General features: G+C 64.9%; 14 protein-coding genes. 6 read left to right on the forward strand and 8 right to left on the reverse strand.

Going from position 1 to position 15706, the window contains the following annotated elements; all coding sequences use genetic code 11:
* Positions 1-23: 23 nt before the first annotated feature.
* The 3 genes from nfuA to CAF78_RS04540 all read left to right on the forward strand — a co-directional run bounded on the left by nfuA (position 24) and on the right by CAF78_RS04540 (position 1927).
* Positions 24-608, forward strand: a complete 585-nt coding sequence (gene nfuA, locus CAF78_RS04530) for a Fe-S biogenesis protein NfuA (protein ID WP_016393607.1) — start codon at positions 24-26, stop codon at positions 606-608.
* A 222-nt stretch (positions 609-830) separates the two neighbouring features.
* On the forward strand, positions 831-1439 hold the full coding sequence (locus CAF78_RS04535) for an SCO family protein (RefSeq protein ID WP_060511040.1): 609 nt from the start codon (positions 831-833) through the stop codon (positions 1437-1439).
* Positions 1439-1927: a copper chaperone PCu(A)C gene (locus tag CAF78_RS04540; protein WP_085674295.1), complete on the forward strand. Its 489-nt coding sequence runs from the start codon at positions 1439-1441 to the stop codon at positions 1925-1927. Before CAF78_RS04535 ends, CAF78_RS04540 begins: the two co-directional genes overlap by 1 nt.
* Before the next feature lie 48 nt (positions 1928-1975).
* Here CAF78_RS04540 and CAF78_RS04545 read toward each other — a convergent pair whose 3' ends face one another.
* The 8 genes from CAF78_RS04545 to CAF78_RS04580 all read right to left on the reverse strand — a co-directional run bounded on the left by CAF78_RS04545 (position 1976) and on the right by CAF78_RS04580 (position 7600).
* The gene (locus CAF78_RS04545) at positions 1976-2203 is read right to left on the reverse strand and encodes a hypothetical protein (protein WP_012313790.1); all 228 of its coding nucleotides are present in this window, start codon (positions 2201-2203) and stop codon (positions 1976-1978) included.
* Positions 2204-2277: 74 nt separating this feature from the next.
* Complete coding sequence (locus CAF78_RS04550) at positions 2278-3111, reverse strand: AraC family transcriptional regulator (protein ID WP_085674293.1); 834 nt, start codon at positions 3109-3111, stop codon at positions 2278-2280.
* Positions 3108-3422 carry an AzlD domain-containing protein gene (locus tag CAF78_RS04555; protein ID WP_079227485.1) on the reverse strand — a complete coding sequence of 105 codons (315 nt, stop codon included), beginning with the start codon at positions 3420-3422 and terminating at the stop codon, positions 3108-3110. The genes CAF78_RS04550 and CAF78_RS04555 overlap by 4 nt, the downstream gene beginning before the upstream one ends.
* Positions 3419-4120, reverse strand: a complete 702-nt coding sequence (locus CAF78_RS04560) for an AzlC family ABC transporter permease (RefSeq protein WP_143515015.1) — start codon at positions 4118-4120, stop codon at positions 3419-3421. The genes CAF78_RS04555 and CAF78_RS04560 overlap by 4 nt, the downstream gene beginning before the upstream one ends.
* Positions 4121-4203: 83 nt before the next feature.
* On the reverse strand, positions 4204-4893 hold the full coding sequence (locus CAF78_RS04565) for a hypothetical protein (RefSeq protein WP_085674289.1): 690 nt from the start codon (positions 4891-4893) through the stop codon (positions 4204-4206).
* A 156-nt stretch (positions 4894-5049) separates the two neighbouring features.
* On the reverse strand, positions 5050-6144 hold the full coding sequence (locus CAF78_RS04570; RefSeq protein ID WP_085674287.1) for a hypothetical protein: 1095 nt from the start codon (positions 6142-6144) through the stop codon (positions 5050-5052).
* 41 nt (positions 6145-6185) lie between these two features.
* Positions 6186-6815 carry a LysE family translocator gene (locus CAF78_RS04575; RefSeq protein WP_085674285.1) on the reverse strand — a complete coding sequence of 210 codons (630 nt, stop codon included), beginning with the start codon at positions 6813-6815 and terminating at the stop codon, positions 6186-6188.
* A 2-nt stretch (positions 6816-6817) separates the two neighbouring features.
* Entirely contained in the window at positions 6818-7600 is a 783-nt protein-coding gene (locus tag CAF78_RS04580) for a YqcI/YcgG family protein (protein WP_085674283.1), read from the reverse strand.
* 161 nt (positions 7601-7761) lie between these two features.
* Here CAF78_RS04580 and CAF78_RS04585 point away from each other — a divergent pair, with 161 nt between their 5' ends.
* From CAF78_RS04585 to CAF78_RS04595, 3 genes are all read left to right on the forward strand, one after another.
* Positions 7762-8682: a LysR substrate-binding domain-containing protein gene (locus CAF78_RS04585; protein WP_085674281.1), complete on the forward strand. Its 921-nt coding sequence runs from the start codon at positions 7762-7764 to the stop codon at positions 8680-8682.
* Positions 8683-8772: 90 nt separating this feature from the next.
* Positions 8773-11133, forward strand: coding sequence for a DNA polymerase II (locus CAF78_RS04590; RefSeq protein ID WP_085674279.1), 2361 nt, complete (start codon positions 8773-8775; stop codon positions 11131-11133).
* Between the two features lie 78 nt (positions 11134-11211).
* Positions 11212-15699 (forward strand): NEL-type E3 ubiquitin ligase domain-containing protein, encoded by a 4488-nt coding sequence (locus CAF78_RS04595; protein WP_085674277.1) that lies wholly within the window; start codon positions 11212-11214, stop codon positions 15697-15699.
* Positions 15700-15706 lie beyond the last annotated feature (7 nt).

Below are 15706 nucleotides of genomic sequence, written 5' to 3' on the forward strand. Positions count from 1 at the left end.
CCGCAAGTCTGTGAGGAACTTCCATGAGCGCTATAACCATTACTGACGCCGCCCATGACTACCTGGCCGATCTGCTCTCCAAGCAGAACACGCCTGGCATTGGCATCCGTATTTTCATCACCCAGCCGGGCACCCAGTACGCCGAGACCTGCATCGCCTACTGCAAGCCGGGCGAAGAGAAGCCCGACGACGAACCCGTCGGCCTGAAGAGCTTCACCGCCTACCTCGACGCGGTCAGCGTGCCGTTCCTGGAAGACGCGCTGGTGGACTATGCCACCGATCGCATGGGCGGCCAGCTGACCATCAAGGCGCCGAACGCCAAGGTGCCGATGGTCAACGAAGACAGCCCGATCAACGAGCGTATCAACTACTACCTGCAGACCGAGATCAACCCGGGGCTGGCCAGCCATGGCGGCCAGGTGAGCCTGGTGGACGTGGTCGACGACGGCATCGCCGTGCTGCAGTTCGGTGGTGGTTGCCAGGGCTGCGGCCAGGCCGACGTGACCCTCAAGGAAGGCATCGAGCGCACCTTGCTCGAACGCATTCCGGAGCTCAAGGGCGTGCGTGACGTGACTGACCACAGCCAGAAAGAGAACGCCTACTACTGATCCGGACGAGGTCGCTCCTACAACGATCGCGTCAGGTCAAGGCCTAGCAACAAAGTGTTACTGTTTCAACCCCTGCGACAACAGGCCGCAGCCCGTATTCAAAGGGCTGCGGGCCATCACCGCCTTGGTCGGGTAGAAGCTCACCGGGTGTCATGCCAGAATGCCGCGGTTTTCGACCGGCCCGTCCCGAGGGCCGGCACCTTCCCTGTAAAGGATGGTTCAATGAATGATCAGTTTACCCGGCGCGCGGTTGTCGCCGGGATGGGCGTTCTCGGGCTCGGCCTGCTGGCAGGTTGCAACCCGGCCCGAGGGCTCGAGTTCAAGTACGGCAAGAACATGAGCAACGAAATCCTGGGGCGCAAGTTCAGCCTCAAGGACCCTCAAGGCAATGTCCGCACCTTGTCGAGCTTCTACGGCAGCATGCCGATGATCTTCTTCGGTTTCACCCAGTGCCCGGCCGTGTGCCCGACCACCCTGGCGCGTGCGGCCCAGATCAAGAAGCTGCTCAGGGGCCGCGACCGCGAGATCTTCCAGGTGGTGTTCATCACCCTGGACCCGGAGCGCGACACCCCGGAAGTGCTCGATGCCTACGTCAAGGCCTTCGACCCGTCGTTCACCGCCCTGACCGGCACCCCGGAAGAAATCGCCGCGGTGGCCAAGGAGTTCAAGGTGTTCTACGAGAAAGTCCCGGCTGGTGACACTTACACCATCTCTCACTCGTCCACCAGCTACGTCTACGATACACGTGGCACCCTGCGCCTGAGCCTGGGCCATTCGCTGAATGCCAAGGAATGCGCTGAAGACCTGGCAACCCTGATGGAGATTTGCTAATGGCAGTATCACTGCAACCGATCAAACGCGGCCTGGCCGCCATCGCCTTGCTGGGCCTGGCCCTGCCAGCCCTGGCGCAGACCACCGTGAGCGATGCCTGGGTGCGCGCCAGCGTGCCGCACCAGCCGTCCACCGGCGCCTTCATGACCCTCACCGCCAGCAGCGACAGCAAGCTGGTCGGCGTGGCATCGCCAGTGGCCAAGACCGTGCAGGTGCACGAGATGACCATGAACGGCGACGTGATGGGCATGAAGGAAGTCAAGGCCGTGGCACTGCCAGCCGGCAAACCGGTGAGCCTGGACCCCAATGGCTACCACGTGATGCTGATGGGCCTGACCCAGCAGGTGAAGGAGGGCGAGAAGGTTCCGCTGACCCTGACCATCGAAGATGCCAAGGGCGCCAAGGAAACCGTCGAGGTGCAGGCGGAAGTGCGCCCGCTCAACGCCGAGGCCGGCGCCGGGCATGATCACATGCACATGAATCACTGACACACGAAAGGGCCGCATCAGCGGCCCTTCTTCTTTGTGCTGCGCGCGTCAGCTACGGAAGCGTGGCAGCGGCCTTTCGAGCGTCAGCGAGGTCAGGGTCTTGCGGACCTGGGCTTCATCGGCCTCCAGCGCCTTGAGGCTGGCGCGGATCTTGCCCGCAGCGGGCACATCGCCCTGGCGGTCGATCCAGTCGGCAATTTCCTTGCAGGCACTGCTCAGGCAGGCTTGGCGCTGGTTCATCAGCGATATCAGGGTGGTGAGCTCTCTTTCGGACATGGCAGGATCCTCCGTTCAGCTCTGTCAGTGTAGCAGTGACTGGCCGGCTTGCCTGAGGCCTTGCGTCGCAGGCGCTAGCTGTGCAGGCAGGCGCTGCGATAGGCCCCCGGCGTCACGCCATAAGCCTGCTTGAACTGCCGGCTCAAGTGGCTCTGGTCGGCAAAACCCAGCGCGAACGCCACGTCAGAGGCCGCCAATCCGCTTTTCAGAAGTTCCCGTGCCCGTGCCAGGCGCCGTTGCTTCAGCCAGGCATGCGGTGGCAAACCGGTGGCCTGGCGGAACACGCGGGCGAAGTGGAAGGGCGACAGGTTGACCGCAGCGGCCAGGGCCTCCAGTGACGGCGGGTCCGCCAACTGGCTTTCCAGCAGTTCCCGCGCACGTGCCACCGCCAGCGGTTCGTTGCCGGGGGCCGTTGGTTCGGGGCAATGGCCGTGGCGCTGCACCAGCGCCAGTACCGCCTGGCGCCACGCAGTCTGTTGCTCCAGGGCGCTGGCGCCGGCTTCCGAAAGCTGGTGCAACTGGCTGAAGGCCAGCGCCAGGGCCGGGTCCTGAATCACGCTGTCCTTGAAGCGCGGCATGCCGTGACGGCTCAGTTCGAGCTCGTCCAGCACGCCGGTGACCCGCTCATGCTCCGGATAGAAGCCTCGGTAGCGCCAGCCGGCTTCGTGGGCGGTGGCGCCGGTGTGCAGCTCGTCCGGGTTGATCAGCACCATGCTGCCGACCGGCGCCAGGTGCTCGCTGCCACGGTGCCAGAAGCGCTGTGCGCCCGACTCGATCACGGTGAACACGTAGCCTTCATGCACATGCGGGGCGAAGCGCTGCTGGAAGTAGCGCGCATGCAGCATCTCGACGTCGCCGAGGGCTGGCGCCTGCCAGAGGTGGGTCTGTTCGCGCAGGGGCGTGCTCATGCCAGCCAGCTGCGCAGCAGGAAGAAGATCAACATGCTCACCAGCATGCTCAGCAACACGCTGCGGGTCAACAGCACCAGCGCAATGGCCACCAGTGCGCCGAGCAGGTAGGGGTTGAGCGGGCTCAGGTCGAGCTGGTGGCCGGGCAGGAAGATGATCGGCCCGCAGATCGCGGTGAGCATGCCGGGCACGGCAAAGCCGAGGAACTGCCGGGCGTTGGAGCTCAGGCGCAGCGGCAGGCGCGGCTCGAGGAAGGCGTAGCGGTTGAGGAAGACAACGGCGCCCATGGCGAAGATCAGCAGCCAGATCATGCGCGGCCTCCGGTGAGTTTCTGGCAGACGAAGCCGGCCGCCATGCCCAGCAGGCCGGCGGCGACCAGCGCGGTTTCCCAGTGCCAATAGCTGAACAGCACTGAGCAGAACAGCGACACCGCCACGCACACCACGGTGGCCAGGTTGCGCACCAGGGGCGCGATCAGTGCGACGAAGGTGGCGACGATGGAAAAGTCCAGGCCGAGCTGGTCGAGGTGCGGAATGTTCTGGCCCAGGACGATGCCGGCCAGGGTAAACAGGTTCCAGGCGACGTAGAAGGTCAGGCCCACGCCCAGTGCGTACCAACGGTTGAACTGTTGCTGGTCGTAGTGGCTGGTGAGGGCGAAGAATTCATCGGTGAGCAGGAAGCCCAGGCCCAGCCGCCAGCGTAACGGCTGGTTCGACAGCACGGGGCGCATGGACAGGCCGTAAAGCAGGTGCTGGGACGTCAGCAGCAGGGTGGTGAGCAGGATCGACAACAGGTTGGCGCCGCCCTTGAGCATGCCGATGGCCACCAGTTGTGCGGCGCCAGCGAAGACGATCGCCGACAGCCCCTGGCCTTGCCAGGCGCTGAGGTTGGCCTCGATGGCCATGGACCCGGCGAGCAGGCCCCAGGGGGCTACGGCCAGGGACAGCGGCAGGATGGCGATGGCGCCGTGCAGGAAGGCTTGGCGGGCGATGGGGGGGCTGCTGGGCATGATGGCTGCGACACATTTTGCGAGGTAGGGCAGCATGCCAGAGCCGTGGGGCGGGTGGCTTGAACGATCTTGCTTGTTTGCAATCAGCGCTTGCTCAGCCGGTGCTGCGCCACCACGCAGCCATTGATGTCCACTGCCTTCTGCAGCAGCGCCTGGCGATGCTCTGGATCCAGGTCGCCGAGTAGCCGGTAGACCTCGGCCTGGTAGTCGCGCTGGCGCCCCCACTGCATCTGCAGCCCCTGCGGGTGGCTACGGCTGCAGGCCAGGCGGGTGGCCGGCTGCGGGTAATAAGGTGCGTACAAGGTCGCCATGCTCGGGATCGCTTCGAGGGCTTCGCGGTAGGCCGGGCTTGCGTTGTAGGGTGGGCACCAGGTGGCAATCGCAGTGGCTGGGGGGGCAAAGCCTTGTTCAAGGCTGGCTTCCAGCAGCGGGCAGGCGGCATCGGCGATCTGTGCTGCTGGCAGGTAGGTGGTGTAGTACAACGCCAGGCGATACTGCGCCACCGGGTGGCCAAGCTCCACCGACTTTTTCAGCAACGCCACTGCCGTCGGCAGGGTGTGCGCCATCGCCCGCCCCTGGCGGTTGAGCTCCGGGTCCACGCCGATGGCGGTACGCAGGGTGCTGTTGTCGTCCGGGTTGTCGGCCTGCTCCAGCAGCGGCAGGGCCTGGCGGTAAAGCAGGTCGGCGTGTGGGTCGATGCGTACTTCGAGCGCGTTTGCGGCAAGCGGCGTGAGCGCGATGAACAGTGCCGGCACCAGCGTAGCGCGGCTCACAGGCGTGCCCCGGGCAACCAATGGGGCCGGCAGGCTGCCAGGTAACGGTGGGCGGCTTGATGATTGATCACAACTGCGCGTACGCCTCGGGCGAATCGGAACGACGGGGTATTCTAGCCAAGCGCGGGCTGAAATCGAAACCCCGACGGTCGGCTGTCAGACCAGCTTGATCGGTGTGACCTTGCGCTGGGCGTGTCGTTCCTGGGCCAGCCCCAGCTTGGCGGTGATCACCTTGGCCAGGGCATTGTTGCCCAGGTCGTTCAGGTGCAGGCGATCGACGAAGAGGTCGGCGCCGAATACCGGCGAACTGCTGAGCATGCTGTTCATGTCGTAGCAGGCCACGGGGTCTGCCTGGCTCTTGATGCGGCGGAAGAAGGCCATGTGCAGCTGGCTGTCGAATGCGCCTTCAAGCAGGCGGTCAAAATTCGTCGGTCGCTGATTCAAAGCGGACAGCATCGCTTGTTCACCCGTCGGCAGGGTTTCCCGGCACCAGGGCAGCAAGGGCTGGAGGATGAAGGTAAAGGTGGCGTGGCTGTCAGCCAGCATGCGCTCCCATTGGCGCAAGGTGCGGCCGATGCTGTCGGCGGCTCGCGCCAGGCGTTTTTCCGGGGCGGACAGCGGCCAGCTGAGGGCAGGTTCGTTGCGCCGCGGGGCCAAGGCCTGGCTCAGGCGTTGCCACAGCGATGCCCGGCGAGCCGGGCCAACGGGCGGCATGCCCTCGTTGAAACTGTTCAGGTAGGCCTGGTGAGCCTTGGCCTGTTGGGGGCCTTGCGGGCCGGCCAGGACTTCGCCGAGGGCCTCATGGGCCAAGGTGTTCAGCCCGCTGAGCAGCACCACATGGCCGATTTCGCCGAAGCGGTGCTGGTGGGTCAGGAACAGCAGCAGCTCCTGGCTGGCGTTGAGCCCGCAGCCGGCCAGGTTCAGCCAGACTTCACCGGTCAGCATCGACAGGTGCGAGGCCACCGTATGTTCATCGGAGCTGGCGCCGATACCCAGGGCGGTGGAGCCGCCGACCAGCAGGTTGATGCGCGGCGCACCGCCGCGTTCGGCAGCGGAGTAGCGTTTGCCGGCGCAATGGCTGTAGCGCAGGCCAAGGGCATCGGTGTTGATGGTGCCGGAGCGGTAGCCGCACTCGTGCACATGCAGGGTGTGCGGTGCACGGCGGTTGCCCAGCAGCAGAAAACGCTGGTAGTCCTGATGCAATGGCGAAGCGAGGCCCGGGGCGTGCGTGGCGGCTACGGTCGGTGTCATGGGCGCTCCTTCCCGGCTGGCGTTGCGGCGGCGCAGGGCGTTCAGCCCGCCAGCTCCTTGAGGTTGTAGGCCAGGCCACCGGCGGCGATCAGCAGCAGGACAACCCCCGAGGCCAGGGAAATCATGCGGTTGCTGCGTTGCGAGGTGATCTTGCCGATGGCGAAGATGTACAGGCTGAGCACGGCAAAATCGATCAGCACCCACAGCAGCGACAGCACCACCATGCTCTTGCCGAACGATTCGGTGATCTGGATGAACTGCGGGAAGAAGGCGATGAAGAAGATGATGTCCTTGGGGTTGGAAATGCCCACCATGAAGCCTTGCCACAACCCGCCGCGCCCGGCTTTGGCCGGTTGCAACTCGGCTTCGTCGGTGGCCGGCGCCTGCAGGCACTCGCGCAAGGTGCCCACGGCGATGTAGCCGATGAACAGGCAGCCCAGCAGGCTCATGCCGCTGAGCCAGGCCTTGTCGATGGCTGCGCTGGTGAGGATGACCCAGGCAGCGGCGCCGATCAGGACCAGTGACGCCCAGTTGGTGCCAACGGCGGTGAACATGGCCTTGCGCGAGCCGGAGGCCGCGGCGGTGTTGACGATCAGCGCCACCACCGGGCCGGGGGTGGCGATCAACAGCAGGACGGTGAGTGCGTAAGTCAGTGTCAGTGCGGTATTCACGGTCAGTTCTCGATCTGAGTGTCGGGTGTCGCATGGGCGTGGGCATGGAAGGGGCAGCGCGACGGATTGAGCGAGCCTGCTTCCTGCAGTTGGTACTGCTTCCATTCGAAGTTGTCGTCCTGGCCAAAGAAGCCCAGGGTTTCGGGCATGACCCCGTCGTTGTAATGGCGTACGCGATCACGTATGCGGGCGCGAATGCGTTGCCCGCTTTCGGTGCTGGCGTTGGCCACTTCGTCGAAGTTCTCCCGTGGGTTGATGACGAAGGTGATGTGCGGGCCCAGGTTGCGGCTTTTCATCAGTTGGTGGCCGGGGAAGTTCATGTTGATGAACAGCGGCATGCCGGCGTAGCAGAACGACCAGGCGTTGTCGTGCGGGTCGGTGGGGATCGCCTGTGGCCACGGATGCGGGTCACGGGCGTGGACCCCACGCAGTACCTTCCAGGCCAGCGCCTGTTGCTCGGCCAGGCTGCTGTCGGCAGCGGTTTCGAGAAACACCACCAGGGGGCTGCCGATGCGTTGCTTGATCGGCACGGGGGTCATGGTGCGAACGTATTCGGCCAGGCCCTGGGCGATATCATCGGCCAGTTGCTCGGCACGGGCGAAGAGGATGTGGCAGGATGCGCCGGCTACCGCTTTGCGCCCGAACAGGCACGGGAAGTCGGGGTTGGCGAGCACGCTGCGAAAATGCTGTATGGTTTGGTGCGTCCAGTGCTGATTGTTCCGTACATGTTCATCGGCCAGCTCTAGCGCATCCAGGCGATAGCAGTTTCCATAAACCGTAAACATGATTTCCCCAGGAGATTCAAGTAAGAGAGCGTTCCACTCATATGCAGGCAGGTTGGATACTTATCTTTGTTATTTACCTGCATTTTCTGAGACGCTCTTCACGTTGTAAAACGCGTGGAACTATGACCTACTATTAGTCTCACTCATGCTTCGAGGGCGCCATGTCGGAACGGATTCAAGCTTTGCACGCCCTGCGTGCCTTCGAGGTGGCCTCGCGCTACGGCTCGTTCACCCGGGCCGCCGAAGAGCTGGCCCTGACCCAGGGCGCGGTCAGCCATCACATCAAGACGCTCGAATCCATGTTCGGGTGCGACCTGTTCGAGCGCCGCGGCCCCAAGTTGAGCCTCACCGAGCATGGGCGGCTGTTGGCCCAGGAGCTGAAGGTCGGCTTCAAGATCATCGAGAATGCCTGCGCGCTGCTGCGCCAGGACCGCTATGGGCTGCGTCTGAAAGCCCCGTCGACGCTGACCGTGCGCTGGCTGCTGCGGGCGCTGGACGGCTTCAAGAAGCTCGAAGACAACTGCAGCGTGCAGCTGTCGAGCGTGTGGATGGACATCGACTCGGTGGACTTCTACTCCGAGCCCTACGATTGCGCCATCCTCCTCGCCAACGGCCGTTTCCCGGCCGATGTCGAGAGCGTCAAGCTGTTCGATGAATGGCTGATTCCGGTCTGCCATCCGGACTACATGACGCAAGCGCAACCGGAGCTGGCCGACCTGCGCCAGTGTGAGTTCCTGCATCCGTCCCCGGACCGCCGCGACTGGCGGCGCTGGCTGGCACGCATGGATGCCCTGGACATCAGCATCGACCAGGGCCAGGTGTTCGACACCCTCGACCAAGGCATCTCGGCAGCCCAGCAGGGGCTGGGCATTTCGGTGGTCGACCTGGTGCTGGCCAGTGCCGACCTCGGCGCCGGGCGCCTGGTGACACCGTTCAAGCACGCGGTGTCGACCGGCGACGGGTATTACATGACCTGGCTCAAGAGCAGCCCGAAAGCGCGGCAGATGCACAAGCTGCGCGATTTTCTGCTGGCCCAGGTGCCGCCGCTGGCCTACAAGGACATCGACTACCTGTACGGCTGAAACCCCGATGCGGCACAGCGGCTTCGTGGCGACGGCGCGCTGGCGTAGAATCGTCGCCATCAACCGTGCAGACGAGGCGAGGACCACGCAGTGGAGTTGCAACAGGGCTTTGTCCTGACCCGGCATTGGCATGACACGCCCGACGGTACCTGTGTGGAGTTCTGGCTGGCAACGGATGCCGGGCCAAGGTTGTTGCGCCTGGCCGCGCAGGAGTCGGTCGCGTTCATCCCCCAGGCGCAGGCCGAGCACGCCCGTGTGCTGTTGGCCAAGGAGCAGGGCGTGCAGCTCAAGCCGCTGCGCCTGAAAGACTTCGATCAGCGGCCGATGCTTGGCCTCTACACCCGCCAGCACCGTCAGTTGATGCAATTGGAACAGCGCCTGCGTGCAGCCGGGATCGACGTGTTCGAAGCCGACATACGCCCCCCCGAGCGCTACCTGATGGAGCGCTTCATCACCGCGCCGGTGCAGTTCGCCGGCCAGCCGGATGCCCAGGGCGTGTATTGCGATGCTCAGCTCAAGCCCTCGCCGGGCTACCGCCCGACGCTGCGCCTGGCCTCGCTGGACATCGAGACCAGCGAGCGTGGCGAGCTGTACAGCATCGCCCTGGAAGGCTGCGGCCAGCGCCAGGTATACATGCTCGGGCCGGCCAATGGCGCTGCCGATGAACTGGACTTCGACCTGCATTATTGTGCGGACCGTGCCGAGTTGTTGCAGTGCCTGAACCAGTGGATGGCCGAGCACGACCCGGATGCAATCATCGGCTGGAACCTGATCCAGTTCGACCTGCGCCTGCTGCACGAGCATGCCAAGGCGCTGCAGGTGCCCCTGGCCCTGGGCCGCAACGCGGCGCCGATGACCTTGCGCAGCCAGGCCGGTGGTGGCCACGTGTTCGCCGATGCGCCCGGGCGGCTGTTGATCGACGGCATCGAGGCCCTGCGTTCAGCGACCTGGAGCTTCCCTTCGTTCAGCCTGGAAAGCGTTGCCCAGACCTTGCTGGGCGAAGGCAAGGCCATCGATACGCCGTACCAGCGCATGGATGAAATCAACCGCCGTTTCGCCGAGGACAAGCCGGCCCTGGCACGCTACAACCTCAAGGACTGTGAACTGGTCACCCGTATCTTCGCGCATACCCGCCTGCTGGAGTTCCTCATGGAACGCGCCTCGGTCACCGGCCTTGCCGTGGACCGCAGCGGTGGTTCGGTGGCTGCATTCTGCCACCTGTACATCCCGCAGATGCACCGCCTGGGCTTCGTCGCGCCCAGCCTCGGCAGCCGCCCGGACGAGGCCAGCCCGGGTGGTTTTGTCATGGACTCGCGCCCGGGGCTGTACGATTCGGTCCTGGTGCTGGACTACAAGAGCCTGTATCCGTCGATCATCCGCACGTTCCTGATCGACCCGGTGGGCCTGGTCGAAGGCCTGCGCCTGGCGGATGACGAGCATTCCGTGGAGGGCTTTCGCGGCGGGCGGTTCTCGCGCACCCGGCACTGCCTGCCGGCCATTGTCGAGCGTGTATGGCAGGGCCGGGAGGCGGCCAAGCGCGAGGGTAATGCCCCCCTGTCGCAAGCGCTGAAGATCATCATGAATGCCTTCTACGGCGTACTCGGCTCCAGCGGTTGCCGCTTTTTCGACCCGCGCCTTGCCTCGTCGATCACCCTGCGCGGCCACCAGATCATGCGCCAGACCCGCGCGTTGATCGAAGCGCAGGGTTATGAAGTGATCTATGGGGACACCGACTCCACTTTCGTCTGGCTCAAGGGCGCCCATGACGAAGCGGCTGCGGCGCGGATTGGCCGTGACCTGGTGGCACAGGTCAACCAGTGGTGGCGCGAGCACCTGCGCACCACCCTGAACCTGGAAAGCGCGCTGGAGTTGCAGTTCGAGGTGCATTACCGGCGTTTCCTGATGCCCACCATCCGAGGGGCGGACGAGGGCAGCAAGAAGCGCTACGCCGGCCTGGTGCAGCGCGCCGATGGCAGCGAAGACATGGTCTACAAGGGCCTGGAATCGGTGCGCACCGATTGGTCGCCGCTGGCTCAGCGCTTCCAGCAGGAACTGTACGGGCGGATCTTCCGTGGCCAGCCCTACCGTGAATATGTCGTCGAGTATGTGCGCCAGACCTTGGCGGGCGAGCACGACGCGTTGCTGGTGTACCGCAAGCGCCTGCGCCGGCCGTTGGCCGACTACCAGCGCAATGTCCCGCCGCATGTGCGCGCTGCACGCCTGGCGGATGATTACAACGGCCGCCTGGGCCGCCCTCGGCAATACCAGCGCGGCGGCTGGATCAGCTACCTGGTCACCACCGCAGGCCCCGAGCCGCTGGAGAACCTGCAGGCGCCGATCGACTATGAGCACTACCTGAGTCGGCAACTGCAACCGGTGGCCGATGCCATCCTGCCCTTCGTCGGTGATGACTTCAGTGCCCTCACCGATCGCCAGCTGCTGTTGTTCTGAGTCGCGGGGTAGCTATGTAACCCATGCCGGCAAGCCTGGGAATTAGCGTTGCCTCTTCATCAAACGTGAAGGTGCGACATGAACCAAGCTAATGCCCCTCTGGATGATCGCCGGCTGGCGATGGAACAAGGCTTTCAGGACGGCATGATCGCCCGCAGCCTGCCAAGCTGGGTTGCCCGGCTCCGGCTGGATTCTCCAGCAAGCGGCAGGCAAGGGCCGGCGCTGACTGCCGGGCAGATGGCGGCGCTGCAGCAGGCGCTGAAGGCCAGCCTGGCCTGCCGGCAGCGGCTGAGCCTGGACCTGGCGCGTCTCCAGGGCATCCGGCAACACTGCAAACCGCTATTGCAGCAGGCCCTGCGCGAAAGCCTGCATACCTCGGTCGACTGCGATTCGCTGTATTACCGGCATTTCCACTTTGTGATCACCGGCAAACCCGTGTTCGCCACCGGTCATTGGCCGCAGCAAGAAAAAGCCAGTCACGATTCGCCAGTGCTCGATGCAGCCCTGGCCAACTTCACCGAAGCGCAAGCCAGTGGACATGCCCTGCCGCGCAGCGACCGCGTGGTCGAGCGCGATGGCTCGACACTGCAGATGATGAGCGCCCAGGCATTCGCCAGAGGGTGTCGCAAACTGGACCTCGGTCAACGCTACCAGGATCACCTCGCCGCCATTCTCGATGCACCCGCCGCGCATACTGCAAGTGGGCATGCCGTGAGCGCATCATTGAAAGAGCAGCAATCGGCGACCTGGTTGGTCGACGCTTGCCAGGCCCATGCCGAGGGAGTGCTGACGGTCGCCGAGCTGGAGCTGGTGTTTGCCTTGTGCCGTGGCGACTGGCCTGTGTCGCTCGCCGGTTACCCGGTACGGGCACGTCAGCTGACGGTTTACGAATGCGCGCTCGAACAGATCGTCGTGCTCGAAATCGACGGCGCCGCCGGGTTCGGCTCGAACCGGCGAGTACTGGTGCATGTTCCCGCAGACCCGGTCAGCCCATGGAGCGCCGCGGCGGACCTCGACACCTTCATTCGTCGCACGCTGGGCAAGCGCCTGGCCGATGAGGCGTATCAGCGCTTTTTCAGCCGCTTCGTCCGCCGCCGTGACCAGGCGTCCTTTTTTGCCAGGGTCGGTCTTGAGCTGATGGACGTGGTCGAAGCCGCTTCGCGAGACATGGACCAGCACATGGCCGATTATCCGTTGCCGCTGTTCGATCACCTCGCCCAGGCCCGGATCGAGCAGATCAAGGCCGATGCAGCCTTCATCGCCGTGCCGGTCAAGGTGCTCGATAGCGAGGTCCAGCAAGCGCGGCAGGCGCGCTTCATCTCGGCCCTGTGGACGGTGGCGGGGCTGGCGGGGCTGTTCGTGCCGGCAGTGAATGCCGTGGTTCTGGCTGCAGTCGCCTGGGACATGTTCAAGCATGTGTTTCATGCCGTGGAGGCCTGGCGCGATGGCGATGTTCGGGCTGCACAGGACCATCTGCTAAGCATTCTCGGCACCGTCATTGCGGGCGGCGTCACCGCCGTGGCAGTGCGTGCGCTGAGTCGGGAGTGGAACCTGGTCGACAGCCTAGTGACGGCTCGCCTCGAAGATGGCCGCGAGCTGCTCTGGCAGTTCGACATGGCGCCTTTGCGCAGCGTCGCGCCCCCGGTCCAGGCGCTGCCTGATGAACAGGGCATCTACCGCCTGGGCGACAACTGCTGGGTGCGCATGCAAGGCCATTTCTATGCGGTGCGCCAGCGCGACGACGGGCAGTGGCAAGTACTGCCCCGCGACGGCCACGGTCCCATGTTGCGCCACAACGGCGCTGGCGCCTGGCGAGTCTGGTGCGAATCGCCGCTGGAATGGGACGAGCCCCGTGCGCTGTTCCGCCGCCTGGGTAACGATTTCGGGCAGTTGAGCGACGAACAGATCGATCAGGTGCTGGCCATCCATGCCATCGACGCCGACCAGTTGCGCGGCTTGCACGTCTGCGGCCGTGCGCCGGAAGCCTGCCTGGTCGATTCCGTGAGCCGAGTACTGCTGGCCAGGCGCATTCAGGCGTTGGTCAGTGAGCTGCGAAGCGGCACCGCTACTGACCGTGAACTGCTTGAGCGCGTGCAGCGTTGGGAGGGGGCAGAGGGGCTCCCGCCACAGGCCTTGGCAAAACGGGTATGGCGCCAGCGCCGGTCATTCCTGCAACAGTTGTACTACGAAAAATACCCCGTCACGGCGGATACCCATGAGCTGCAGCGCAGCTTCCCCAGCTTGCATCGCCTGGGCGCCGAGGAGCTGTTGAATGGAGCTCGCCAGGCGCATCTGGAGCTCTCGGCGGCTGCACTGGCCAGGCGTATCCGCTGTCTGCGGGTGCACGAAGCACTGCTGTTCGACACCCCGCAGAGCCTGGATCTGGCCCGTGTGGTGTTCAGGCTGGCGGAGCAACTACCGGGTGCCGACAAGGGCCCCGCCTGGCAGTTGTTCGACGGTGACGCACTGGAGCCGGTGAGCCAGTCGAGGGTCGGGCAACCGCTGTGGCGCCTGCACCATCGAGCCGGGGCGTTCCAGCTCAGCGATGAAAGCGGCGCCACGGTGGGCACGGATGGCGAGCTGTTCGAGGTGATGGCCAATGCCTACTCGAGTGAACAGCGCGCGGCACTGGGGCTGGGTGAGCCATTCGCTTCGCAGTTGCGGGCTGCGCTGGCCAGCCGCCTGGCGGGGCAGGAAGATAAGCTGGCAGAGTGGCTCGGTATCAGGCGTGATCCTGGCTTTTTCCGGATGCCACAACAGTTGGGTGATGGCCGGGTCGGCTACCCGCTGAGTCAGTGGCGCCGCCGCCTCGGGCTGGAACGGCAGCGCCCGGTAAGCCTGCTGGCAGAGTTGCGTGATCTGTACCCGGGGCTGGACGATGAAGCGGTCGTGCGCTGGCTCGACAACCTGCGAGCGTCGCAACGAAGCCCGGCTGCCGAGCTGCAAGCACTGCGGCAACAGCTCACGGCCTTGCGCCAGTGCCTCAGGGCCTGGCAGTTCTCAACCGTCCGCACCTGGCGCTGGAAGGCGCGCAGGGAGTTCGCCCAAGGGCTGCTCGAATGCTGGCGTTATCAGGTGCCGCGCCAGCTGGGTGCGGTTGCCGAAGAGCACGCCTACATGTTCAGCACCTACGGCAGCGACCTGGACGCGTTACCCGCACTGCCGCCCGACGTCAGCTTCGGCCATGTGACGGAAATCGGCTTGCGTACCTTGCAACTGCGCGAGGTGCCGGAAGGCTTCCTGCGGGCCTTCCCCTCGCTGCGTTCGCTGAGCGTGACCAACTGCCGGTTGCGCAGCCTGTCGCTGCCCGAGGCCATGGCCGCTCGCCTGAATGTGCTGGACCTGTCGGGCAACCAGTTGCGGATGGACGAACCGCTGCACCGCTTGCTGGCGCACGCCGGCTCGCTGGTCTACCTTAATCTGTCGCACAACCCGCTGGCGCGCGCGTTTGCGCTGGAGGGCATGCCGGGTCTGCGCACACTGCTGCTGTGCAACACGCAGTTGGTCGAGATGCCGACGGGGGTCATGCAGGCGCCGCGACTCACTACCCTTGACCTCAGCGAAAACCGCATCTTTGCGCTGCCATTCGCCTTCTATCGCTCCAGGCTGTGGCTGGGTGCCAGGGTGCGGCTTAGCGGAAACCCACTGGCGTTGGCGGCGGACGCCTGGCATGAAGTGGCTGACGGCGAAGTGCCGCTCAAGCTGCGCTGGCTCGACCTGGTTGCCCGTGGGCAGCGGGACCAGATGGCCGATATCTGGGGCAAGCTCGATGGCAAGCCTGCTTCGAGGGACTTCTTCCACCTGCTGGAGCGGCTGACCACATCGGCCGACTTCCAGGAGGGGTTCCTGGCCCGCTACCTGGCGTTGCGGGTGTTCAGGATGCTGGCCTACATGTCCGAGCGCCCGGCGTTGCAGGGGCAGCTGTATGAGCATGCGCTGACCGAACATTGCCAGGACAACGCCACCCTGCGCTTCAGTGACCTGGAGGTGCGGGTGCGGGTCTGGAAGGCCTTGCACGGTGATCTGTCCGGTGAGCGCGAGTGCGCATTGCTGCACCTGGGGGCGCAGTGCTGGCGGCTGGACACGCTGGATACGGTGGCCGGGATGCATGCCATCGCGGCGGGCCGGGCGGAGGAATCGATCGAGTTTGCGCTGGCCTACCGGCTGGCGTTGGCAGACACGCTGGATCTGCCCATCGAGCATGACGACATGCTCAACCCCGGGGTGGCCAACCTTGCAAGCCATGATCTGGTCAATGCCCAGCGTTTGGTCAGGTCTGCCCAGTCCAGCGATGCGCTGGCTGACTATCTGCTAACCCATGAATTCTGGCGCGAGCACCTGACGCAACGACACGAAGCCCGCCTGCGTGTACCGCAAGCCTTGCACGATGAGCTGGAGACGCTGCTCGCAAGCGATGCCGGGCAGGCACAGATCGACCGCCTGCACGCACGCATCCAGCAGCGCGAGCGCAATCTGCTGGAACAGCTTTCACGCGAGGCCATTGCCCGGAACCTGCCCCTGGTCTTCATACCGCCGGTTGTACCGCGGGCGTCGCTGCGTGAGTAGTAGTTAT

The sequence above is a fragment of the Pseudomonas sp. R28(2017) genome (genome assembly GCF_002112505.1).
Lineage (GTDB): Bacteria > Pseudomonadota > Gammaproteobacteria > Pseudomonadales > Pseudomonadaceae > Aquipseudomonas.